At 33.5% G+C, this 22,434-nt stretch carries 18 protein-coding genes; 14 read left to right on the forward strand and 4 right to left on the reverse strand.

The window, feature by feature from the left end:
• Nucleotides 1-10 precede the first annotated feature (10 nt).
• Entirely contained in the window at nt 11-754 is a 744-nt protein-coding gene (locus FYJ58_RS15060) for a YdcF family protein (protein WP_154519587.1), read from the reverse strand.
• A gap of 304 nt (nt 755-1,058) precedes the next feature.
• Between FYJ58_RS15060 and FYJ58_RS09985 the strand changes: the two genes are divergently transcribed.
• The 5 genes from FYJ58_RS09985 (at nt 1,059) to tyrS (ending at nt 6,861) form a co-directional block, all read left to right on the forward strand.
• The gene (locus FYJ58_RS09985; RefSeq protein WP_154519588.1) at nt 1,059-2,126 is read left to right on the forward strand and encodes a response regulator; all 1,068 of its coding nucleotides are present in this window, start codon (nt 1,059-1,061) and stop codon (nt 2,124-2,126) included.
• A gap of 18 nt (nt 2,127-2,144) precedes the next feature.
• Complete coding sequence (locus FYJ58_RS09990; RefSeq protein WP_154519589.1) at nt 2,145-2,897, forward strand: copper homeostasis protein CutC; 753 nt, start codon at nt 2,145-2,147, stop codon at nt 2,895-2,897.
• 108 nt (nt 2,898-3,005) lie between these two features.
• A complete protein-coding gene (locus tag FYJ58_RS09995; protein WP_328597838.1) occupies nt 3,006-4,319 on the forward strand; it encodes a Na+/H+ antiporter NhaC family protein in 1,314 nt (437 codons plus the stop codon).
• A gap of 15 nt (nt 4,320-4,334) precedes the next feature.
• The gene (locus tag FYJ58_RS10000; protein WP_154519590.1) at nt 4,335-5,036 is read left to right on the forward strand and encodes a DNA alkylation repair protein; all 702 of its coding nucleotides are present in this window, start codon (nt 4,335-4,337) and stop codon (nt 5,034-5,036) included.
• A 601-nt stretch (nt 5,037-5,637) separates the two neighbouring features.
• Nucleotides 5,638-6,861: a tyrosine--tRNA ligase gene (gene tyrS, locus FYJ58_RS10005; RefSeq protein WP_154519591.1), complete on the forward strand. Its 1,224-nt coding sequence runs from the start codon at nt 5,638-5,640 to the stop codon at nt 6,859-6,861.
• An 85-nt stretch (nt 6,862-6,946) separates the two neighbouring features.
• Here tyrS and larC2 read toward each other — a convergent pair whose 3' ends face one another.
• Complete coding sequence (larC2, locus tag FYJ58_RS10010; RefSeq protein WP_154519592.1) at nt 6,947-8,137, reverse strand: nickel pincer cofactor biosynthesis protein LarC2; 1,191 nt, start codon at nt 8,135-8,137, stop codon at nt 6,947-6,949.
• Nucleotides 8,134-8,895: a nickel pincer cofactor biosynthesis protein LarB gene (gene larB, locus FYJ58_RS10015; RefSeq protein ID WP_154519593.1), complete on the reverse strand. Its 762-nt coding sequence runs from the start codon at nt 8,893-8,895 to the stop codon at nt 8,134-8,136. The genes larC2 and larB overlap by 4 nt, the downstream gene beginning before the upstream one ends.
• Nucleotides 8,896-9,000: 105 nt before the next feature.
• Here larB and FYJ58_RS10020 point away from each other — a divergent pair, with 105 nt between their 5' ends.
• Nucleotides 9,001-9,669: an MgtC/SapB family protein gene (locus FYJ58_RS10020; RefSeq protein WP_154519594.1), complete on the forward strand. Its 669-nt coding sequence runs from the start codon at nt 9,001-9,003 to the stop codon at nt 9,667-9,669.
• 9 nt (nt 9,670-9,678) lie between these two features.
• On the opposite strand, the gene FYJ58_RS10025 is transcribed toward FYJ58_RS10020, so the two are convergent.
• Nucleotides 9,679-10,692: a dipeptidase gene (locus FYJ58_RS10025; protein WP_154519595.1), complete on the reverse strand. Its 1,014-nt coding sequence runs from the start codon at nt 10,690-10,692 to the stop codon at nt 9,679-9,681.
• Nucleotides 10,693-10,852: 160 nt separating this feature from the next.
• Between FYJ58_RS10025 and FYJ58_RS10030 the strand changes: the two genes are divergently transcribed.
• From FYJ58_RS10030 to FYJ58_RS10065, 8 genes are all read left to right on the forward strand, one after another.
• Nucleotides 10,853-12,661, forward strand: a complete 1,809-nt coding sequence (locus FYJ58_RS10030; protein ID WP_154519596.1) for a sensor histidine kinase — start codon at nt 10,853-10,855, stop codon at nt 12,659-12,661.
• 8 nt (nt 12,662-12,669) lie between these two features.
• Nucleotides 12,670-13,395, forward strand: coding sequence for a LytR/AlgR family response regulator transcription factor (locus FYJ58_RS10035; protein ID WP_154519597.1), 726 nt, complete (start codon nt 12,670-12,672; stop codon nt 13,393-13,395).
• 349 nt (nt 13,396-13,744) lie between these two features.
• Nucleotides 13,745-16,486 carry a hypothetical protein gene (locus tag FYJ58_RS10040; protein WP_154519598.1) on the forward strand — a complete coding sequence of 914 codons (2,742 nt, stop codon included), beginning with the start codon at nt 13,745-13,747 and terminating at the stop codon, nt 16,484-16,486.
• A gap of 149 nt (nt 16,487-16,635) precedes the next feature.
• Entirely contained in the window at nt 16,636-18,291 is a 1,656-nt protein-coding gene (locus FYJ58_RS10045) for a methyl-accepting chemotaxis protein (RefSeq protein WP_154519599.1), read from the forward strand.
• A 101-nt stretch (nt 18,292-18,392) separates the two neighbouring features.
• Nucleotides 18,393-19,715, forward strand: a complete 1,323-nt coding sequence (locus FYJ58_RS10050) for a phosphoadenosine phosphosulfate reductase (RefSeq protein WP_154519600.1) — start codon at nt 18,393-18,395, stop codon at nt 19,713-19,715.
• Nucleotides 19,712-20,242 (forward strand): ParB/RepB/Spo0J family partition protein, encoded by a 531-nt coding sequence (locus tag FYJ58_RS10055; protein WP_328597841.1) that lies wholly within the window; start codon nt 19,712-19,714, stop codon nt 20,240-20,242. Before FYJ58_RS10050 ends, FYJ58_RS10055 begins: the two co-directional genes overlap by 4 nt.
• Nucleotides 20,243-20,351: 109 nt before the next feature.
• On the forward strand, nt 20,352-20,801 hold the full coding sequence (locus FYJ58_RS10060) for a hypothetical protein (RefSeq protein WP_154519602.1): 450 nt from the start codon (nt 20,352-20,354) through the stop codon (nt 20,799-20,801).
• A gap of 129 nt (nt 20,802-20,930) precedes the next feature.
• Entirely contained in the window at nt 20,931-22,379 is a 1,449-nt protein-coding gene (locus FYJ58_RS10065) for a methyl-accepting chemotaxis protein (RefSeq protein WP_154519603.1), read from the forward strand.
• Nucleotides 22,380-22,434: the final 55 nt, after the last annotated feature.

The raw sequence follows: 22,434 nt of genomic DNA on the forward strand, positions 1-22,434 counted from the left end.
CTCCTAATTATTAGATGTTTTTTACTAATTTATCTTTTATAAGTGCAAATAGTTCACGAACCATGAAGTGAACAAAAATAAGTGGGTCTGTAGGTGCAGGAATTCCAACGGGATTTTGTAAATTTAATTTTTTTGCAATCTGTAGTGCCCGATAGATATGAAAATTATTTGTTACAATGCCAACAGCGAGAACGTTTTTTTCGAGAAGTTCTTTGCTAAATAAAAAATTTTCATAGGTATTTGTTGAATCAGGTTCCATTTTAATTCGGTCAGAAGAAATACCTTTTTTAATTAGGTACCTATTCATTGCCTGTGCTTCTGTTATGGTTTCTCCTTTCCCTTTTCCACCAGATACAATTGCCGTTGTATCCGGATGGGCTTCCATATAGGAATATGCAGTTTCCAAACGAAATTGCAGGGATTTTGTAATTTGCTCCCCTTTCAAACCAGCTCCAAGAATGATAAGACAATCGATATTTGTCCTGGGAACAGAGTGGATTTGCTTTAGGATAAAAAAAATATGACTACAAAACAACAATAGGAAAAAGAAAATTCCAAATATCAAGAGCAAATAAATACAATTCAAAATCTTAGATTTTAAAATATAAGATTTCAATAAGGAAATCGTAAAACAAGTAAGTGCTCCAACTAGCCAAAAAAGAGCAAATGAAATTGGATTTTTAGTATAAAATACTACAAAACAAAAGTAAATAAGTAGTGAAAGACCGATGCCGATAAAAAGATAGTTTGTCATAGCTGCCTCCAGATAAAAGATATAATTACTATTACATAAATAAATCAAGATGGCAAGAAATTTTTTAATTTCTGTAAATGCAATTTGGTTTTCTTATATAAATTATGAATGAGATATACAGGCACTTTGCATAAAAATGCGTAAATAGTGTAAAACACTTTGCTTTTTGTGCTGAAATATGATAATATAAGTAAAAACGAATGAAAAAGAAACTATAATTTGCAAAAAGTGAAAAAATATATTCTTGTTTTGCAATTCGAAAAACATGTCGAAGCAGTGAAATGAGAAAGGATGGTTAGATGAAATGAATAATACAATCCTAATCGTTGATGACATAGAGATAAATCGTGAAATATTAAGTCTTTTGTTTGATGAAGGTTATCAGATTATTGAAGCAGAGGATGGATTTCAGGCGATAGAAAAAATAAAAGAAGAAAAAGAAAATTTATCTGCAATACTTTTGGATATTATTATGCCTAATATGGATGGTTTTGGCGTTTTAGAATATATGAATAAAGAAAAATTGATGAGTAAAATACCGGTTATTTTAATTACTGGAGATACATCAATGGAATTGAAGAAAAAAGGTTATGATTTAGGGGTATCTGATATTATTGAAAAACCATTTGATAAGCAAATTGTCCAAAAGCGTGTCAATAATTTGGTTGAGTTGTATTTTCATAAAAATAATCTTGAACAGTTGGTAGAAGAGCAGACAATAGAGATAAGGGAGAAAAATGATAAAATTAATCAGATGAATTACCGGCTTATTGATACATTAGGGACTATGGTTGAATTTAGAGATTTGGAATCCGGTGGGCATATTATGCGAGTAAGAGAATTAACAACTGTATTATTAAAATATGTCCAAAAATATTATAAAGAATATGGAATAACGAATGAGATAGCGGACATTATTGCTTATGCTTCTTCTATGCACGACATTGGTAAAATAGCGATACCCGATAATATATTATTAAAGCCTGGAAAGCTGACAAAAGATGAATTTGAAGTTATGAAAACGCATACAGTAAAAGGGTGCGAAATACTTAATCGAGTGTCAATTGCTGATGACAGCTTGTATATGAGTTATTGTTACCAAATCATTAGAAGTCATCATGAAAAGTTTGATGGAACGGGATATCCGGATGGTTTAGAAAAAGATAAGATTCCGATTGCAGCACAAATTGTATCAATTGCTGATGTGTATGATGCATTAATTAGTGACCGGGTTTATAAAAAGGCTTATTCGAAACAAGAGGCATATGATATGATTTTAAGTGGAAAATGTGGTGGCTTTAATCCGAAACTGGTGGAGTGCTTTAAGTTGGCAAAAGAAGAATTTGAGCAAACAGCAGAAAGAATATCATAGAAAGAGAAAGGTGTATAAATGAAAGATTTCTTTACATTAGAATGTTGTGTAGATTCTGTCGAATCTGCTTTGAATGCAGAACGGGGTGGGGCAACGAGGATTGAATTATGTTCTAATTTGATTATAGGCGGTACAACTCCGACAAAAGCACTGTTTGAAACAATCAGAGAACAGTCATCAATCCGTATCCACGTTTTAATACGACCACGATTTGGTGATTTTTTATATACAGAAGCAGAGTTTGAAATTATTCAGAGAGAAATACAGTTATTTCAGGAGTTGGGAGCCGAAGGCGTTGTAGTTGGATGTTTGACAAAGGATGGAGAACTGGATTTTGGTCGTATGAAAAAATTGAGGTCAGAAGCAAAAGATATGTCTGTTACTTTGCACAGGGCTTTTGATGTCTGTAAAGATGCCAAAAAAACATTAAGGCAGGCACAGGATTTGGGAATTAATACAATTCTTACTTCCGGTCAAAAGCAAAGTGCAATCGAAGGAATTGAATTGCTAAAGGAGTTGGAAGCAGAGTCTGGTGATGTTTCAATTATGGCCGGGGCTATGATAACACCTCAGGTAATACAATATTTTTTAGAAGAAACAGAAATTAGTGCCTATCATATGTCTGGAAAACAGATTTTACAAAGTCAGATGGAATATCGAAACATGGAAGTAAATATGGGGCTTTCCTTTTTTAGTGAATATGAAATTTATCGTACAGACGAAGAAGCAATAAAGAAAGCCAAAATGATATTAGAACAATGTGTAAAATGATAAGCAATAGAACTAGCCTCAAAAAGAAATTCCATTTCTTTTCGAATTATGCTAAAATAGCAGTCGGATAAATAAAATGACGATCTGGAAAAGGAAAGGAGTATTTTTGTGGGTAAAAAAGCAGGATTATTACCAATAGGCGTTTTTTTAGTCTTATTTTTAGGAGTTGGATGTGCGACTGGCGATTTTTATAAAATGCCGGCAATTGTAGCTTTTTTGATAGCACTTTTGGTAGCGTTTCTTCAAAATAGAACATTGAGTTTTCAAGAAAAAATTCATGTAATAGCAGGAGGTGTTGGAAATGATAATATTATTACGATGTGCTTGATTTTTTTGGCAGCCGGTGCGTTTTCAGGAACGGTGTCAGCAGCTGGCGGAGTAGAAAGTACAGTTAATCTTGGTCTTTCGATTCTTCCGTCAGGGATTGTAGTAGCTGGACTTATGATGATTGCGTGTTTTATTTCTGTGTCGATGGGAACCAGTATGGGAACAATCGGGGCACTTGGACCAATTGCAATCGGGATTAGTGATAAGACAGGATATTCATTAGCAATCTGTATTGGTGCAGTTGTAAGTGGAGCAATGTTTGGAGATAATTTATCTATGATTTCTGATACTACGATTGCAGCTGTTCGGACACAAGGATGTGAGATGAAAGATAAATTTAAGGAAAACTTTTTCCTTGTTTTGCCGGCAGCATGTATTTCGCTTATATTATATGGGGTACTGGCGAGAAATGGAAGCTATCAGATGAATGAAGCATTACCTTATCATCTGATACAAGTAATTCCATATGTTGTTGTATTAGCAGGAGCGTTAATTGGAATTAATGTGTTTATTGTGTTAATTAGTGGAACTTTAGTGTCAATTTTAGCTGGGCTTTTGACAAGTACGATTGCAGTTGATGAAATTTTTACTGTTATGCAGGAAGGAATTACATCAATGTATGATATCACTGTGATTTCTATTATTGTTGCATGTATTGTATCACTTGTGAAAAAGAATGGTGGAATCGAATATATTTTAGATATTATTCATCGTAGCATTAAGAGTCACTCGGGTGGTGAATTTGGAATCGCAATTTTGGCAGTTTTAGTAGATCTGTGTACAGCGAATAATACAATCGCGATTGTTATGGCAGGACCAATAGCAAAGGAAATTAGTGAGGATTATAATATATCACCAAGAAGAACAGCTTCTTTGTTGGATATTTTTACTTCTGTGACGCAGGGATTGATACCGTATGGTGCCCAGCTGTTACTGGCGGCAGGCTTAACGAAACTTTCGCCAGTAAATATAATTCCATACTTATTCTATCCTGTTTTAATGGGAATCAGTGTAATTTTCATCTTGTTAATCAGAAAGGATGAGAAAGTCCCTCTAACAGAGGAAACTCAAATTGATTTTAACAAAAACCTTTAACAGGAGTAATTTTAAATGGAATGGACAAAAGAGCGATATCATAAGGAGATAAGAGTTTGCTTAAATCAATTGTCAGAGCAAAAGTATCAAAGATTTAGCAGCAAACTGCTTCCTGGGACAGAAAATATACTGGGAGTACGGTTCCCAAAGTTGAGAAGTTTGGCAAAAACGATAGCAAAAGATGACTGGAAGACGTATCTTCAGGTAGCACAAGATGATACATTCGAAGAAATTATGCTTCAGGGAATGGTAATAGGTTCTGTAAAAGCAGAGCTTGAAGAACTAATTCCTTATATGAGAGAGTTTATTGATAAAATTGATAACTGGTCTGTATGTGACAGTTTTTGTAGCAGTTTGAAAAGAACTGCGAAAGAAAAAGAACAAATGTGGGAATTCCTTCAGGAGTATTTTCATTCGGAACGGGAGTATGACTTGCGATTTGCAGTTGTTATGTTTTTAAATTATTATGTGGAAAAAGAATACTTGCAAATTGGATTTGGATATTTTGATAAAATAAATAGGGAAAAGTATTATGTAAAGATGGCAGTTGCGTGGGCGATCTCTATTTGTTACATCAAATATCAGAATGAAACAATTGTGTATCTTGAGCATTGCAAGTTGGATATTGATACTTACAATAAGGCATTACAAAAGATAATAGAATCAACACGTGTGGCAAAGGAAGAAAAACAGAAAATTCGCATGATGAAAAGATAAACTAATTTAGTAAATAATTTGACAAATAAAAATAATCTGTTATAATAGCAATTAATTGACATAGGCGATGATAAGAATAAGTAGTTATCTGAGGAACCGACAGAAAGTGACCGGGTGATGAGAGGTGCAGGGAAGACAGATAATGAATACCTCTTTGAGCTTCACTCTGAACACAATTGGATTTGTAAGTAGGCAGTGACGGACGAAAGACAGAAAGATGTCTTGGCACACGTTATAGTGCAAGGGTATCGCTTTTATTAGGCTGTACTTGATGAGTCAGATGGTGTGAACCATTTGAGAAAAAAGGTGGTAACGCGAGATATACCTCGTCCTTTTAATAGGACGGGGTTTTTTTACTTTATAGGAAACTTCGTCTCCTATAAAGCAAAAAGCCTTCCGGGAGGGAACGCACTGCGTCGGAGATGAATTATGTCGCCAAAGCGACTCGCCGCAGGCGGAGAATCTTGCGAAACAGGATTCTATCTTATTAGTAGGAACTTTTATCGGAAATCGCTTCGTCAATCGAAAGAAAATAGAGAAAAATAAAAGAAAGGAAAAGTATGAGTGTATTACAACGATACGATATCATACAGGTGAAAACATGACAGTATATGAAGAATTAGTTGCCAGAGGGTTAATTGCCCAAGTGACAGATGAAGAAGAAATTAAGGAACTCATTAACAATGGAAAAGCAACATTTTACATTGGTTTTGACCCAACAGCGGATAGTCTGCATGTAGGACATTTTATGGCATTGTGCCTGATGAAACGTCTTCAAATGGCGGGAAATAAGCCGATTGCACTTCTTGGAGGGGGAACAGGAATGATTGGTGACCCATCCGGAAGAACAGATATGCGTCAAATGATGACACCGGAAACAATTCAGCATAATTGTGACTGCTTTAAAGAACAAATGAGCCGGTTTATTGACTTTTCTGATGGAAAAGCGTTGTTAGTAAATAATGCAGAATGGTTAATGAATCTTAACTATGTGGAGTTATTAAGAGAAGTAGGTCCACATTTTAGTGTAAACCGTATGCTTACAGCAGAGTGCTACAAACAGAGAATGGAAAGAGGTCTTAGCTTCTTAGAATTTAACTACATGATAATGCAAAGTTATGATTTCCTCGCTTTATACCAAAAATATGGCTGTAATATGCAATTTGGCGGAGATGACCAATGGAGCAATATGCTTGGAGGCACGGAATTAATTCGTCGTAAACTTGGTAAAGATGCTTATGCAATGACGATAACATTATTGCTTAATTCCGAAGGCAAAAAAATGGGAAAAACACAGTCTGGTGCAGTATGGCTTGACCCAAATAAGACTTCTCCATTTGATTTTTACCAATACTGGAGAAATGTAGCAGATGCTGACGTACTAAAATGTCTTCGTATGCTTACATTCCTTCCACTTGAACAAATTGATGAAATGGATAAATGGGAAGGAAGTCAGCTAAATGAAGCGAAAGAAATCTTAGCTTACGAATTAACTAAGATGGTTCATGGCGAAGAAGAGGCAGTGAAAGCAAAAGAGGCTGCAAGAGCATTATTTTTCAGCGGAAATGCTGCTAATATGCCAACAGCAGAATTAGCAGAAGAAGATTTTAAAGATGGAAAAATTGATTTAATTTCTATTCTTGTAAAATCTGAACTTGTTCCATCCCGTTCAGAGGGAAGACGTGCAATTGAGCAAGGTGGAGTTTCGATTGATGGAGAAAAAATTACAGATATTCACTTTGAAATCGAAAGAGATACGCTAACTGGGGAAGGAATTGTAGTAAAGCGCGGTAAGAAAAACTTTAGAAAAGTGATTGTAAAATAAAAAAGAAAAGTGATAAGGCTGTTATACAATAAAAGAAAAAAGTTTTTATCGTATAACAGCCTTATTGTTAAAATGTTAGAATGAATTAAATATGATAAAAACAGCGGTAAGCTTCTTCTTTGATTACCGATAGAGGAAGATTATGACATTCGGCACAAGAGCGCAAATCTTCATATTCCGGTTTTAATTTTTCGATTCCAAATCCTTTGCTGATTTTAAAATGGATAGTACCATAGGAAGTTTCAATCGGAACTTTTTCCGAGTTTAAAGTTATTCGGTCGCAATGGTACAAACGAATACCAAGAGTCGCTGTATGTAAAAGGATTAAATGACTTAATTTTGTGACAAGTGGTTCTTTACATAAGCAGGTGAGCATGGTGGCAGGGCGGTTTTTTTTCATGCCGATTGCCGTTGTATATACGTCAAGTGCCCCCTGCTCTAATAGGAGAGAAGAAACATATCCGATTGATTCAGGGGTCATGTCATCAAGGTTACAACGAATTTCAACAATTGTGTCTGTGATTGCGGGCATTTGAAGTTTAGGCTGGTCATGCTCCGATTGATTTTTATGTAAAAGAATAGCACAGAGGCAGGTTTTTGATTCATTAGAATCAATTCCAAATCCATAGGATTCTATATCAGCAGTAGGAAGCGGTTCGTAATTTGTAACAAAATAGTTCAAGATAGCAACCCCTTCTAAAGTGCATATGGCTGGTTGAGAATACTGAATAGAAACAGGAATGTTTGCTAATAATTCGAGCATCTCTGGCACTGGAGGAGAGCTGGTTCCAAAACAGAGTGAAACAGGGGAAGCATATATTTTGTCAGGTTGCAGGATTGAAAAGAGCAGACAGCACCCGGTTATTAGAATAATTGTTTTATAAGTTTTAAGAGGCGGAAAAAAGATTTGTTCTTCTGGAATGTTCCGGGTTTTTGAAACGGATTTCTGCATCAAGGTATAGATAGCAACTATCTGTTTTCTTATAACAAACGATACGGGAAGTGTGTTAATGTAGTTGCGGATGGAAGAAAATGTAATTTCCTCATTCCAGTATGGTTGATTTAATATTTCGGAAGAAACCGTTATCGCTAAGCCAGACGCAGAGTGATTAGGACAAGGAACGATTTGAGGCGTTATTATCTCTGAATCTGGAAAAGCGGAGCAAATTGCAGTTAAAAAGTTCTTTTTTTGCACTGATGTGCATAATTCGTATAATGCCCCAATTAATTGATTGCCAGAAACTCCGGAAGAACAGTCAAGAAAGATTAATTTCAAGATTTTTTACCTCCCATGTGATTAATCATGCTTGCAAGATAGCCGGCACCAAAACCGTTGTCAATATTTACAACACTGACACCGCTTGCACAGGAGTTTAACATTGCAAGCAGAGCAGAAAGACCACCAAAATTAGCGCCATATCCTACACTAGTCGGAACGGCTATAACCGGACAGTCGGAAAGACCACCGATAATACTTGCTAAAGCTCCTTCCATTCCTGCAACGGCAATAATAACATTTGCATTTGTGATAAATTCCATATTGTGAAAAAGCCTTTGAACTCCGGATACTCCTACATCATAAAGTCGCAATACATGGTTTCCTAGTGCTTCTGCGGTCAAAGCGGCTTCTTCTGCTACGGGGATATCACTGGTACCGCCGGTTGCAATAACAATGGAACCGGACGCTGTATAGTTGATTTTGCGATTTACAATACCTATTTTAGATGTAGAATCATAAAAAAGCTGTAGTTTATCGCTTAAAAAATCGGCAGTTTGTTCTGACAATCGGGTAATGATAATATTAGTTTCGCCGTGCTTGTCCATGGAAGTGGCAATGCCAAGAATTTGCTCGGGGGTTTTACCCGCGCCATAGATAACTTCGCAAGTTCCTTGCCGTAATGAGCGATGGTGATCGACTTTCGCATATCCAAGGTCTTCAAAAGGGCTTAGCTTTAATTTATTTAACGCCTCTTCTGGAGATAGGGTGTGCTCTTGTACTTTGACTAACAATTCAAAAATATCTTGTTGCTCCATTGTAATTCACTCCTAATATGAAAAGATATAGATATTGTAGCTTAAATATAGTATATTTTCAATTAGAGAGTTAAAGTTTAAAGAATCAATAGAAAGGAAAAAAATATGTCATTTGAATCAGTTCAGTTTGAAGGAATCTTATGTTTAAGAATTTTGGCAGCTTGTATATGTGGCTGCGTTGTTGGATATGAGCGTACGAATCGCTATAAAGAAGCGGGAATCCGAACACATGCAATTGTTGCGTTGGGAGCCGCAATGATTATGATAATTTCAAAATATGGTTTTTCTGATGTAAATTCTTATGATGCTGCGAGGGTTGCAGCGCAGATTGTGTCTGGAGTTGGTTTTTTAGGTGCAGGTATTATTTTTGTGAGAAATCAAAGCATCAGTGGTTTGACAACAGCAGCCGGAATCTGGGCAACTTCCGGTATTGGAATGGCAATTGGTGCAGGACTATATATTATAGGGGTCGTATCGACGGTTTTAATTTTACTTGTTCAGGTAGTTATGCATCGGAAATTTTTTGTCACGAAAGAACCAATGAGGGAACATTTATATTTTGTAGTTGCTGATGGGGAGGAAGGAATTCATTACATACAGAAAATTTTAAAAAAGCATCAGATTCAAGTTACCAATATAAAAATGGAACGTAAAAAAGAGAAAACAATTCAAATTGAAGTTGAAGTTATTGTTCCAGTGGCGTTGAATCAGATGCAGTTGTTAGAGCAGCTACTAAAACAGGATGTTATACTGTCTGTTCGCAGTGCAAAATAAGTTTGGAAATTATAAATTGTCTTTGTACACACGCAGTACATTTTCATAAAAAATTTTGTCTGTCTGTGAGGAAGAAAAGCCGGCTTTTAAAAAGGAATCGTATAGCGTTGGCATAAAAGAAGCATCAGGAATATCATGATTGGTAGGAATTCCATCAAAATCGCTCCCTAATCCAAGACATTCGATTCCTCCAATATCAACAATATGTTTTGCGTGGTAAAGAATCCAATCATAAGAGTTTTCTGTAGCGGAATTTTTTTCAAAAAGAAAATCTTCACAGAAATTAAGTCCTGTAACACAGCCTCGATTTCCCATTGATTGAATCATATCATCAGTCAGATTTCGTATATTAGGGCAGATTGCTCTGGAATTGGAATGACTTGCTACAAATGGTTTTTTTGTATTATGTAATACGTCGTAAAATCCGGCATCGGATAGATGGGAAACATCTATTATCATACCGAGCCGTTCCATTTCATCAAGAAATTCCAATCCCTTTTCTGTCAATCCATCGGTTGTATTTGGCTTAGTAAAATCGGGAATGTTGGTTGCAGAATCAAATGTTAGATTTGGAAATCCAAGTTCATTTGGAAAATTCCATGTTAGCGTCAACATCCTGACACCAAGCCGATATAGATTTCTTAAGTTTGCTAATTCACCCTTACATACTCCACCTTCCTCTACTGTCAAAAATGCAGATATTTTTCCGTTTTTTTCATTGTTCATAATATCAGTGAATTTATAAACCGGAGCAAGAATATCCGTATTTTTCTTTAATTCTGTATAAAAAAGGTCTATTAAAAAGAGAACTTCTTCCAAGGGGTTTTTTGCTAAATGTTTTGCTTTTTCGCAATTTGGTTTTGAGTCTGCCTCTTGCAGCGGAACAAATAGAGCAAAATTCTGTAAATAATAATTTCCACGTTTTAATTTTTCAATATCGATGTGAAGAGCGTTTTTTCTTAAAACGGCATCTTGAGTTCCCAATTCAGAAATTGTATCGCAGTGCATATCAATTACTTTCATATTTTTATCCAATCCAATCTGTTTTTTTATTATTATAACATGTATGAAGATAGAAAAGAAAATATTATAACAAAAAATATGAAAAAAGAAAATTGACAAAAAAGGTTGCATCAGATAGAATTTTGTAATAAAAGAAAGATTCTTTGAAAGGAAAAGACAATTGCGAAATACTATTCGAAAGATAATATTTGTCATTTGTACCTTCATGGTTCTTTTTTTGTTTTTTCAGACAAAAGATTATTCTGGAAGTCCATATAAGTGGACAAGAGCAGAGAACGTTGACTTTTCTGATGCATGGCAGGTGCAAATCGATGGAAAAAAGGAAACTTATAAAGCGAATTTTCCCAAAATTATTGAAGATGTAGAACCGAATCAATGGATTATTCTTCGAAAGAGGATAGAAAAGGAAAATAAATATTCCAAACCATATCTCATGGTAGGAAGTTCCCAACAAGAGTTTGTCGTTGATTTGGATGGAGAACATCTGTATTCAATGGAAGGAATGAAACGAATTAATTATGGAAGAACGAGTGGACTTGGCTGGTTTTTAATTAAAATGCCTAAAAATTGTGAAGGAAAGGAAATTCAGATTCGAATTCGTTCTTCGTATAAGGAAACTTCTGGTGCGATATCTCAAATATATTTTGGCAATAAAAGTGATTTAATGTACGAATTATTTACATTATCCAATAAGGAGTTAATTGTAGGTAGTTTTTTATTTTTATTGGCAATTATTATATTTTCTCTGAGTGCTCATTTCTGGAAAGTTTCACGTTATTTTTGTTTGGGAAGTATTTATTTAGGGTTACTTATTTTGGCACTTGCTATTTTTATTTTAGTAGAGAGCCAAGGATTAGTATTTTTTTTCTTTAATTATGCTTTTGACTATTATGCAGAATTTATTGCATTATTTTTATTTCCGGTTTTTATTTATCGTTTTATTTATTACTTTTATCAGTTGAAATGTAGTAAGAAAATTTGGAGGCTAGGTGAATTTCATTTTATTTTCTTTTTTCTTGCATTGTTAGGCCAGGTTACTGGAATTACAGACTTTTTTACTTTGCAATGGATTCTTTTAGGTTGCTTTGGAATAACACTATTAATGAGTTGCTATTTTCTTTTGAGAGAAATTGCAAAAAATAAGAAATTGGTAACTATTGTTTCATGGCTTGTACTTATTATTTTATTAATTGTGTTTAATTCCTTTATATTTGCTGAAAAGACTGAGGTTGCAATTTATGATTTGTTATTGTTTATAGTGATTGCATTTATATTTTATTTTCTACTCAGTTTCTTTTATGAATTAAGTAAGTTATTTAAAATTCGTGTGGATAATGAGATTTTGAAAGAACAGATTAAACAGCATAAAACTCATTATGACAGATTGCAGCAAGAGAAGGATAGGTTACGTAGAGTCCATCATGATATGAAATACCAATGGTTTACTTTAGAGCATTTATTAAATGAGTCGGGTGAACGGGCGAAGGAATATTTAACAACAGTTGTAGACAGTTTTAAAGTAACAAAATCTCACGTTGATACAGGAAATTATCTTTTAGATGCTATTTTGACAGAAAAGCTAGAAAAGGCAAATTCAATGGGGATAGAACCCAAAATGGAGATTATGATAAAAAAAGAATTACAAATAGAATTAACAGATTGTAGTATTTTATTTGGGAATCTTTTGGACAATGCACTAGAAGCACTAGAAAAATTAGAGAAAGAAAAGCGTTTATTAGATATTCATATTTTGACAAAGAAGAATTTGTTCATTATTAAAATAAAAAATTCTTATAATGGGATGGTTAAAAAGGTTGGAAATCGTTATATGACTACAAAAAAAGAAAAAGACTTTCATGGAATTGGCTTGGAGAGTATACGGCAAATTGTAAAAAAATATGATGGTGAATTCGAAATTTTTTATGATGAACAATATTTTTGTGTTGAAATTATACTATATGGAGTGTAAGAGGGGGTATGGATATGATTTCTATTTGTATTTGTGATGATAATATAGAATTTTTAGAGTATTTTAAAAAAATGCTAATTTTAGCTATGAAAGAGCTTGATGTGGAGTTTGTTGTTGAATGTTATACAGATGCAAAACAGTTGCTATTTGAGCTTGATGAATTAAATAAGAAAATAGACATTTATTTTTTAGATATTCTTATTAAAGAGGAAAATGGAATTCAATTGGCAAGAGAAATTAGAAAAAGAAGCCAAATAGAACAGATAATATTTTTTTCTATGAATAAAGAATATGTGTTTGACTGTTTTGACGTTATGCCGTTGCATTATTTACTAAAAGAACAACTGACATTGGAGGATTTAAAAGAAGTTTTAAATAAAGCTATTTCAATTGTTAATGAAAATAAGAAAAAGTTATTTCGCTTTAAAAAAGGTCATTCATTTTTTCAGATACCATTGAATGAAATTTTATATTTCGAAGTTATGAATCGTGTTGTTACAATACATATGAAAGGAAGGAATGAGGAATTTTATTCTACTATGGAACAAATTGAAGAAAAAATAGATGATGAATGTTTTGTAAGAGTTCATCGCTCTTTCTTAGTAAATATGAATTGGGTCGATCGAATCGAGAGAAACAAAGTTTCTATGTTTAATGAGGAAGTGATACCGATTGGTGCAAAATATTCAAAAAATGTTAAAAACTATATGAAATTGTTGCTGGAAAAAATGTGAATTTAATGCTACTGCTAAAAACCTTCGAAGGCTTTTAGCAGTAGCATTTTTCAATATACTTTAGTATTGGGAGCTTAAATATAAGAAATTTTAGTAAAGTGCTTATTTACAACAATTTTTTGCTTATTTACAACAAGATTGAGAACAACTAGGAATTTTAATGATATGATTATTAAAGTTTAAAGTCAAAATAAAAGTATAATTTTGATTTATTTGTAAAACATCGGAAAAGAATTGGGCAAGAAGGAGTGATTTAAAGTATAGTTACGTAGAGTATGATTTTATTAAAAAAGAGATAACTGTGAAATGGTTTTGTAAGAAGAAATGGAAATTTATAAGGAGAAGTGGAATGAAAAAGAATAGAATATTAAATTTAATTGTTTTTATGCTCATATGCAGTTTTTTAATCGGGGATTTATCAAAGTTTGCAAGTGCAAGTGAGTATAGTGGAAAGACAATTCAAATAACAAAAAAAGATTTAAAAAATGGAAAGATTACAATAAAAAATAAAAATGTAAAATCAATCGTAATTAATAAAAATGTAAAAAAAGCAACAATACAGCTTACGAATGTTAAAGTATCGAAGGATATTGTTTTTGAACAAGGAAATTATACATTAAAATCATCCAAATCAGAAATTGATTGTATTCAGATAGCTGAAAAAAATTCAAAGATTAAACTAGATCAAAAAGCTAACTTAAATAGCAGAAATTTAACAATAAAAGCAAAAGATAGCGTGTCTGGAAATCTTGAATTTTTAAATTATAAGCAAAAGATTAATTTAGAATTAGGGAAAAAATCAGATATTAAAATTAAAATTGGAACTCAACAAAAGGCAGAAATGGTAATTAAAAAGGCAGATGTGACTTCAAAACTAAGTGTTACTGGAACTGATTCTAAAGCAAAATTAAAGAAAATAGTTTTGGAGAAACCACTTTCACTTTCTGTTGAGATGAAGACGGAATTACTTCAGGTAAAAGAAGGTGCAAAGAAAGCAGTAATTGAAATTAATAATATGGTTGATGAGGTTCAGAATAATTATAATGCTGAGATTAAAGATAATACAAAAAAAGATGAACCTAAAGAAGATACAGAAAATAAAAAAGAAGATGATAAGAATACACAAAATCCACCTCAAAATGGAAACGGAAATATGCCTTCAATACCTCAAGAAGGGGGCGGAAGTGGTTCTTCAAACGGTGGTAGCGGTGGAAGCTCCTCTTCAAATGGTGGTGGAAGTTCTTCTTCTGGCTCAGGAAGTGTTAGTAAGAAGGTAGAGTCAGTGAAACTAAGTGGAAATAGCGAGATTGACGTAGATGATGCAACTACAGAAATTTCTGTTCAATATTTTCCTTATGATGCAGGTAACAAAGCAGTTGAATGGAAAGTAATAAGTGGAGAAGAAAATGTAAAGATTATTTCCGCTGATTATAATAAGGCAACTATAAAAGCTTTAAATAACGGAAGCTATATATTACAGGCAGTAGTCAAAAATGATTCCTCCATTTTAGCGGAGATTTCCGGAAAAGTAAAAAATCAGAAGGTTTCTTTAGCAAAAGACAGCATGGGAATTGCAGGAGAGAGTGAGATATCAGGCTTAGAAAAAGGATTTGGATATATATTAGAAAGTGAAGAGGAATATGTTGCAGTAGAAGCGAGTGGTTTAGCACTCAAAGGTTATAAAACGAAGGAAGAAGCGATAAAAAATACTGGGATTTTGTTTAATGATAAAATTGTACATGTTGACAACGGAAAAGTTTATAAGGTAGTGCAAATTAATTCTGATGAATTGTTAAAAAAGCGTTATGAAATTTATATGGCAATTAAAAAAGAAGAGTTGTCAATTTTGAATTATTTAGAAGTTCAAAAGTTAGCAGGTGAATTAATAATAGAGATAACAGGAAAAGAAGAGTCAAGTAAAGATGAAACAAAAGACGAATGGAAAAAAAGAAAGGAAGAAATTGAAAAGAAAGAAAAATCCTTCAATGATAAATATGAAGAATTAAAAATGGTAGCTGATAAAATTATTGATGAGTTGAATTCCTTATATAATAAGATAGATACATATGGAAAGTTAGAATTAAATGAAGCGAAAGAAATTCTGACTCAGATAGATTTAAAGAAAAAGGAACTTTCAGAGGATCTAATTAGGATGAATATAAATCCTGAAGACGAGGGAAAATGCGAGACTTTAGAGAGAGAAATAAAAGAATTTGAAGAAGTTGCAAATCGCCATATTAGTATCAAACTAGACGAAAAAGGAATTGTATCTATTGAACCAGTATTTGAAGACTTGGAGTTCTACTTGATAAAAAAATTGGATGAAGATAATCAACATTCGGTTGCAAAGGTAACATTACAGGAAGGAAACAATCAGATATCAATGTTACAAGAAATGAGAAAAAATGGAGTTGCGAAATATTTTGTAATAGGTGAAAAACATTTTACATACTTAAAAGCTTTTGTGGTTGAATCGAATGAACAGGAAGTAAAAAAGTTAGAAAATGATTTGGGTCTTCTCAAATTAGATGGACAGAATTTTGATGTAAAGGAGGAAAGTTCAGGTAAGATACGTATTAATCTTGAAGAAGGAACTTTAGAATGGGATAAAATTGAAAATGCAGATTTTTATGAGGTATATGCAGATTTTACAATTGGTAGTGTACCAGGGGTTATAGGAAAATATTACTTAAATCCTACTAATTTAAATGATCATAAAGATGTTAGCAATATTGAAAATGAAAGTAGTTATTCTGTCCTTGAAGTAAAAGATAATAAGAGTGTGCTGGGAAATGACCAAAATGGTAAAAGAATACTTTGTGCAAGAAATTTAAAAGAACCCAAATTAGATTTAAAAGAATTGGTAATAGTTGGAAAATACTATTCATCAGATTGGAAAGATAGTTTGGATGATGGAATGTGTATAAGTTTGTCTATTGTTCCTAGAAAGCTAGAAGGATTGTATGTAAGTGAACTTCAAAACATGTATGATCATACGGATGCACTTACTGGAATTAATGTATTTATGAATAACTTTTTTGTATCCGATTATATGTCTAAAATTTTAAAAGTTGAACTTCCAACAAAATAATTATAAAAATATATTGTAATAGAGGAACTAGAGTGTTGTTGTAAATTAGTTCCTCTAAGTTTTTCAGATATTGAGGAATTAGTAAATCTGAACTAAGTCTTAAATCAGAAAGAACGATTGAGAACGAAGAAAATGGAGAAGAAATTAAAGTGGAGAAGAATATAAGGAATAAAAATATAGAAAAAAAGATACAGCTTATTTCTAAGGTGTGTGGTGCGATTGCTTTGATAATAGGTATACTTTCTACTATAAACATTGCGAATTTGTGTGTGGGTATCAATGAAGCAAATAATTTAATCAAAGAAATATCAATTGAGATAGATATGGTTAAGGAAACATTGCTTAAAATAGATTCTTCCGTTCAGCAGAGTTTCCTGACAGATAGTAGGGAAGAAAAGAATGAAAAATTAAAAGAAGTTTCAGAATATCTGAACGATCTGCAGCCTATAATAGAACGCGCGGAATCAGAAAAAATAGTGAGTGACTTTCAAACTATAAAATCCTTAACAAAAGATATTACGAGTAGTTATCGTACTGATGATGTTAATTGGGAAAGTTATAATAATCAGTATAAGGATAGCTTAAAACCAATTATAGATAGTTTCATTGAAAAACTTGCGAGTGTTAAGAATCAGAAAAGTGAAATACTAAAGAACAATTCCATGAGATTAATTGTTATTGCATTATTCACAATATTAATTGAAGTTATTGGATCCATTATTTTTATAGTGGTTTCCATACGGTTACGGAAAAGAGTAACAAAGACAATTTTAGATCCGATACAGGAAGTGAATGAAGCAATTAAGAATTTGTCGAATGGAAATTTTTCCGTAGAATTAAATTATCAGAGTAAGGATGAGATTGGAGTAATCTGTGACGATATCAGGAATAGCTTTAAAAAGTTAAATTATGCAATTCAATATATCACGGACTCGCTGGATACAATAGCAGCCGGGGATTTGACTGGAGTTTATACAGAAGAGCTTCCTGGAGACCTGAGTGTTATCGTAAACGCGATTAAGACATTGAATTCCGGCTTTAACAGTACACTCAGTGACATGCAGAGGCAATCTATGCAGATAGCTGCAGGTGCATCGCAGGTAGCAAATAGTTCACAGGACTTGGCAGAAAACACAACAGAACAAGCGGAAAGTCTGGATAATTTGCAGCAATTGTCAGATGAGATAGAAGACCATACAAGAAAGGCAGGAAATAGAATACAGACAGCGAAAGAAGTTTTAGAGAAGTTAGTTGCTACAATGAAGCAATCTTCCGGTGAGATAGAAAATCTAAAGACATCTATGCAGGATATTACAATGGCGTCTAAAGATATTCAAGGTATCAGTGGTCAGATGGGGAACATAGCAAACCAGATTAACTTACTTTCTTTAAATGCATCAATTGAAGCTGCCCGGGCTGGTGAAGCAGGGAGAGGCTTTGCGGTAGTGGCAGGTGAAATTGGACAACTTGCAAGTCAGTCGGCAGAAGCTGTTGACAATACCCGAGAATCGCTGGAAAGCTCTATTAGATATGCAGAAAATGGTAGTAATGCAGTTACTGGTATTATAGCATCTTTTGATGAGGTAATGAGTGGTGTAGAAAGCATTGGTTCAGAGATGGCACGGGTTGTAGAAGCATCGCAAAAGCAGATAAAAGCGATTAAAAATATGGACGAGAGGATTCGAGAGATAGCAGATAGTACGCAGAGTAATTCTGCTAATAGCGAAGAGAGTGCTGCTGTCAGTGAAGAGCTGAATGCCAGCATAGATAATATTAATGAATTGATTCAGAGCTTTAAAATTTAAGTTTTTTCCCGTTTTGTCCGAGGCAAAAGAGAAAGATTTTGTTGAAATAATAAAACTTGGATGGACGGGAGTTTTTATAGTAGGGAAGGAAATTGAAAAATATGCAGCGAAAATATGAAGATATAAATGTATACGAAGCTTTCCAAAAACGGATGGATTTTATATTTGAAGAATTTGATAACATCTTTGTTTCTTTTAGTGGGGGAAAAGACAGTGCTTTACTTTTACATATGCTAATGGATTATATGGAGAAAAAAGGACTGACAAGAACAATTGGAGTATTTCATCAGGATTTTGAGGCTCAGTATAAAGTAACAACTGAGTTTGTAGAAAGTATATTGGAACAATATTTAAATCGTATTGAGCCATACTGGGTCTGTTTGCCAATGGCGGTCCGGACGGCTTTAAGTAATTATCAGATATACTGGTATCCATGGGATGAAAAAGAAAAGGAAATATGGGTGAGAGACATACCAGATAAACCTTATGTCATTCACTTACATAATAATCCAATAACTACTTACCGCTATCGAATGTTACAAGAAGATCTGGCAAAGCAATTTGGAAGATGGTACAAAAAAGCACATGGGAATAAAAAAACAGTATGTCTATTAGGGATACGTGCAGATGAGTCATTACAGCGATATAGCGGATTCCTTAATAAAAAGTATGGGTATAAAAATGAATGCTGGATATCCAAGCAATTTAAGGATGTGTGGGCTGCTTCACCTATCTATGACTGGACGACATCAGATGTATGGACTGCGTACTATAAATTTGGATATTCATATAATAAATTATACGATTTGTATTATAAAGCAGGATTAAAACCAAGCCAGATGAGAGTTGCGTCGCCTTTTAACGAATATGCAAAGGATTCCTTAAATTTATATCGGGTGCTGGAACCTGAAACATGGACAAAGTTACTTGGGCGTGTGGAAGGTGCTAATTTTGTAGCTCTATATAGTAGAAGTAAGGCGATGGGATATCGAAGTATTACGCTGCCACATGGACATACATGGCAGTCTTATACTATGTTTTTGCTGGATACATTGCCTGTGAGAATAAGAAATGCTTATATAAAAAAATTTAAATCTTCAATAAAGTTTTGGCATAAAACTGGAGGTGGATTGTCGGAAGAAACAATTCAAGAATTGCAGGAGAAAGGTTACAAGATCGAACGAAACGGTGTATCAAACTACACTCTAGATAAGAAGTCTAGAGTGATTTTTATACAAAGAATCCCTGATGAAACGGATGATATTAAAAGTACAAAAGATATTCCATCGTGGAAGAGGATGTGTTGTTGTATTCTAAAAAATGATCATTTATGCAGAACTATGGGATTTGGACTTACGCGAAAGCAACAGGAACGAGTTGATTTAATTAGAAGAAAGTACAAAGGAGTAGAAGGATGGAAATAGGATACGAAAGCCCGGTCTATCGGGTGAAGGCGGTGCCTGTAGAAAAAATTGTCGCTAATACATATAACCCTAATGCGGTTGCACCGCCTGAAATGTCATTGTTGTATGATAGTATTAAGGAGGATGGGTATACGCAGCCGATTGTATGTTATTATTCGGCATCAAAAGATAAATATGTTATTGTGGACGGTTTTCACAGATATCGAATCATATTAGAACATGAAGATATTTATGAAAGAGAAAATGGAATGTTGCCGGTTGTGACAATTGATAAACCATTGGATCAAAGAATGGCTAGTACGATTCGTCATAATCGAGCCAGGGGCTCCCATGATGTTGATTTAATGAGCAATATTGTGAGAGAACTCTATGAGATAGGAAGAAGTGATAAATGGATATCTAAGCATCTGGGAATGGATCGGGATGAAATATTAAGGCTGAAACAGATTACAGGACTAACAGCTCTATTTAAGGAAAGCAAGTTTGGAATGGCGTGGATTCCAGAAGAAGATGAAACTCTTAAGTAAACTTCTTCAGGGGCTGGAAGATTATCTGTATATAATCTTTACAGGAAAGCAATTATTTTTGAAGCTAACTTATTGAATAGAAGTGAAAAAGTAAATGGAGGTAAATGTTATGGGAATTATGTATGAAGAATTGGATGATGAAATTGCTCTTAAAGATTTGACCAATGTTTGTTTAACTGAGAATATATGTGTTGAATGTATTAAAGAGGATTGTCTGGTAGGATATGCAAAAAAATGCTTGACAAATTGTTTAAAAGATAGAGTAACTTATGTAGAAAATGGTGTGGAAAATATTCCAATAGGAGATACAAAAGTATATTATGAAGAAGATATGGCAACAGGAATTGCCAATATATTAAAAATATGCCGTTCCTGTGGAGAATTGCATTTTGAAAATTGTATTATTAATGTAATAAGAAGTTGTTATGAGGTAGCGTTATTTGGTGAAGAGCGGGAATATCATGGAAGTGCCTTTGCCTATCTTGCTAAACTCCATGAAGAAGGAAAACGACAGGCGGATCTAGTTGTAGAAGCTTATAATCAAAAACACGAAAAATAGTGCCTTATCTGTTTGCGGTTTAAGAAAGTAATTATTGATTTTATAGAAACATGTTGTCATAATCGCAAAATTTTATTATAATAAAACTAAGGATTATTTAGATATAATTATAAGAAAGTGGTGAAGCCTATGTTTTTAAATGTGAAAGGAAGAAGTTCTGCAAATGCGATAACGGCAATTAGTAATTTAAAGCCAATTGATAGAAATGCAATTAGCAATCCAAAAGTTTTGGCAATATATGACAGGCTTGTAAAAGGGAAGACATCATATAACAAGATTGTTACAGAAACGTTGTCCTCTGTTATGCAAATAAGTGCTTTAGATTTAAAATTAACAGAACGTTCCGAGGTATTAGAAGAGATTAATCGAAATTTAAATGAAATTACAGGTGACATTACAAATGTTTCGGACAGAACGACAGAAATAACAGACGGGGTAACAAAGGCGCACGAAAGTCTGTCCTCTTCAATTTTGGAAATATCAGGTAATTCGATGGAGATTTTGAAAAAAATAGAAGATAGTGACAATAGTCTTCAGCAAGTGGCACGGCTTTCGGAAGAGGCAAAAAATGATTCAGATGTTATGAAAGCAGATATGGCTACTTTATTAGAAATTGTAGAACATATGCACGAAGTCATTACAGCGATTAATTCTATTTCTGGACAAACAAATTTATTGGCATTAAATGCTTCGATTGAAGCGGCCAGAGCCGGAGAGGCAGGACGTGGATTTGCTGTCGTAGCAGAAGAAATCCGTCAATTAGCAGAAGAAACAAAGAAACTTACAACGAATATGACAGATTTTGTTGATGAAGTAGAAGAGGCTTCTAATAAAAGTGCTGAGAGCGTGGATACTACGGTGGAATCGCTAAATGTGATTACAGACAGTCTTCAAAAGGTTATGACAAGTAACGTCGAGAATAGAGAGATGCTTCAAGATATAAATGAATCAATTGAAACAGTTGCAGCTACAAGTGAAGAAATTGGAAGTTCAATGGTAGAGGTAAGCAGTCAGGTCGGAATTTTAAATGATAAAATGCAATATTTGCAAGAAATTACTTCGGAGGTAAAAGAAGTCGGAGAACAGTTATCGGATTTGATTAAACCTATTAGTAAAATTGAAGAGAAACTGACAGATGTTACGCATCAAATGGGTGATATGGTTAGCGACCGGTTCTATATGCTAGAGAATTCTGTCTTCATTGAAAATGTGAATAATGCAATTCAAGCACATAAAAATTGGTTGAAATTGTTAAAACAAATTGTAGATACAAAAAAATTAGAAGCGATACAAACAAATTCCAAAAAATGTGCTTTTGGTCATTTTTACTATTCAATAACGCCTAAAAATAACGAGGTTTTATCGGTTTGGAAAGAGATTGAGGAACAACACAAGAAATTACATATAAGTGGCGATATAATCAAAAATTCGATTAAAAACGGAAAATATGAACAGGTAGAAAAACAGTATAATGACACAGTTCTTTTATCAGAAGGATTAATAAAAGATTTTAAAGAAATGGTTGCTATTGTAAATAAATTGGATAAAAATGGAATTAATGTATTCGAATCATGTTAATGTTACAAGATGAATAGGCATCGAAAATGGAATGGATACTTTTAGTGAAAAGTGT

Origin of the sequence: Velocimicrobium porci, assembly GCF_009696045.1 — a bacterium.
In the GTDB taxonomy this organism is placed as follows: Bacteria; Bacillota; Clostridia; order Lachnospirales; family Lachnospiraceae; genus Velocimicrobium; species Velocimicrobium porci.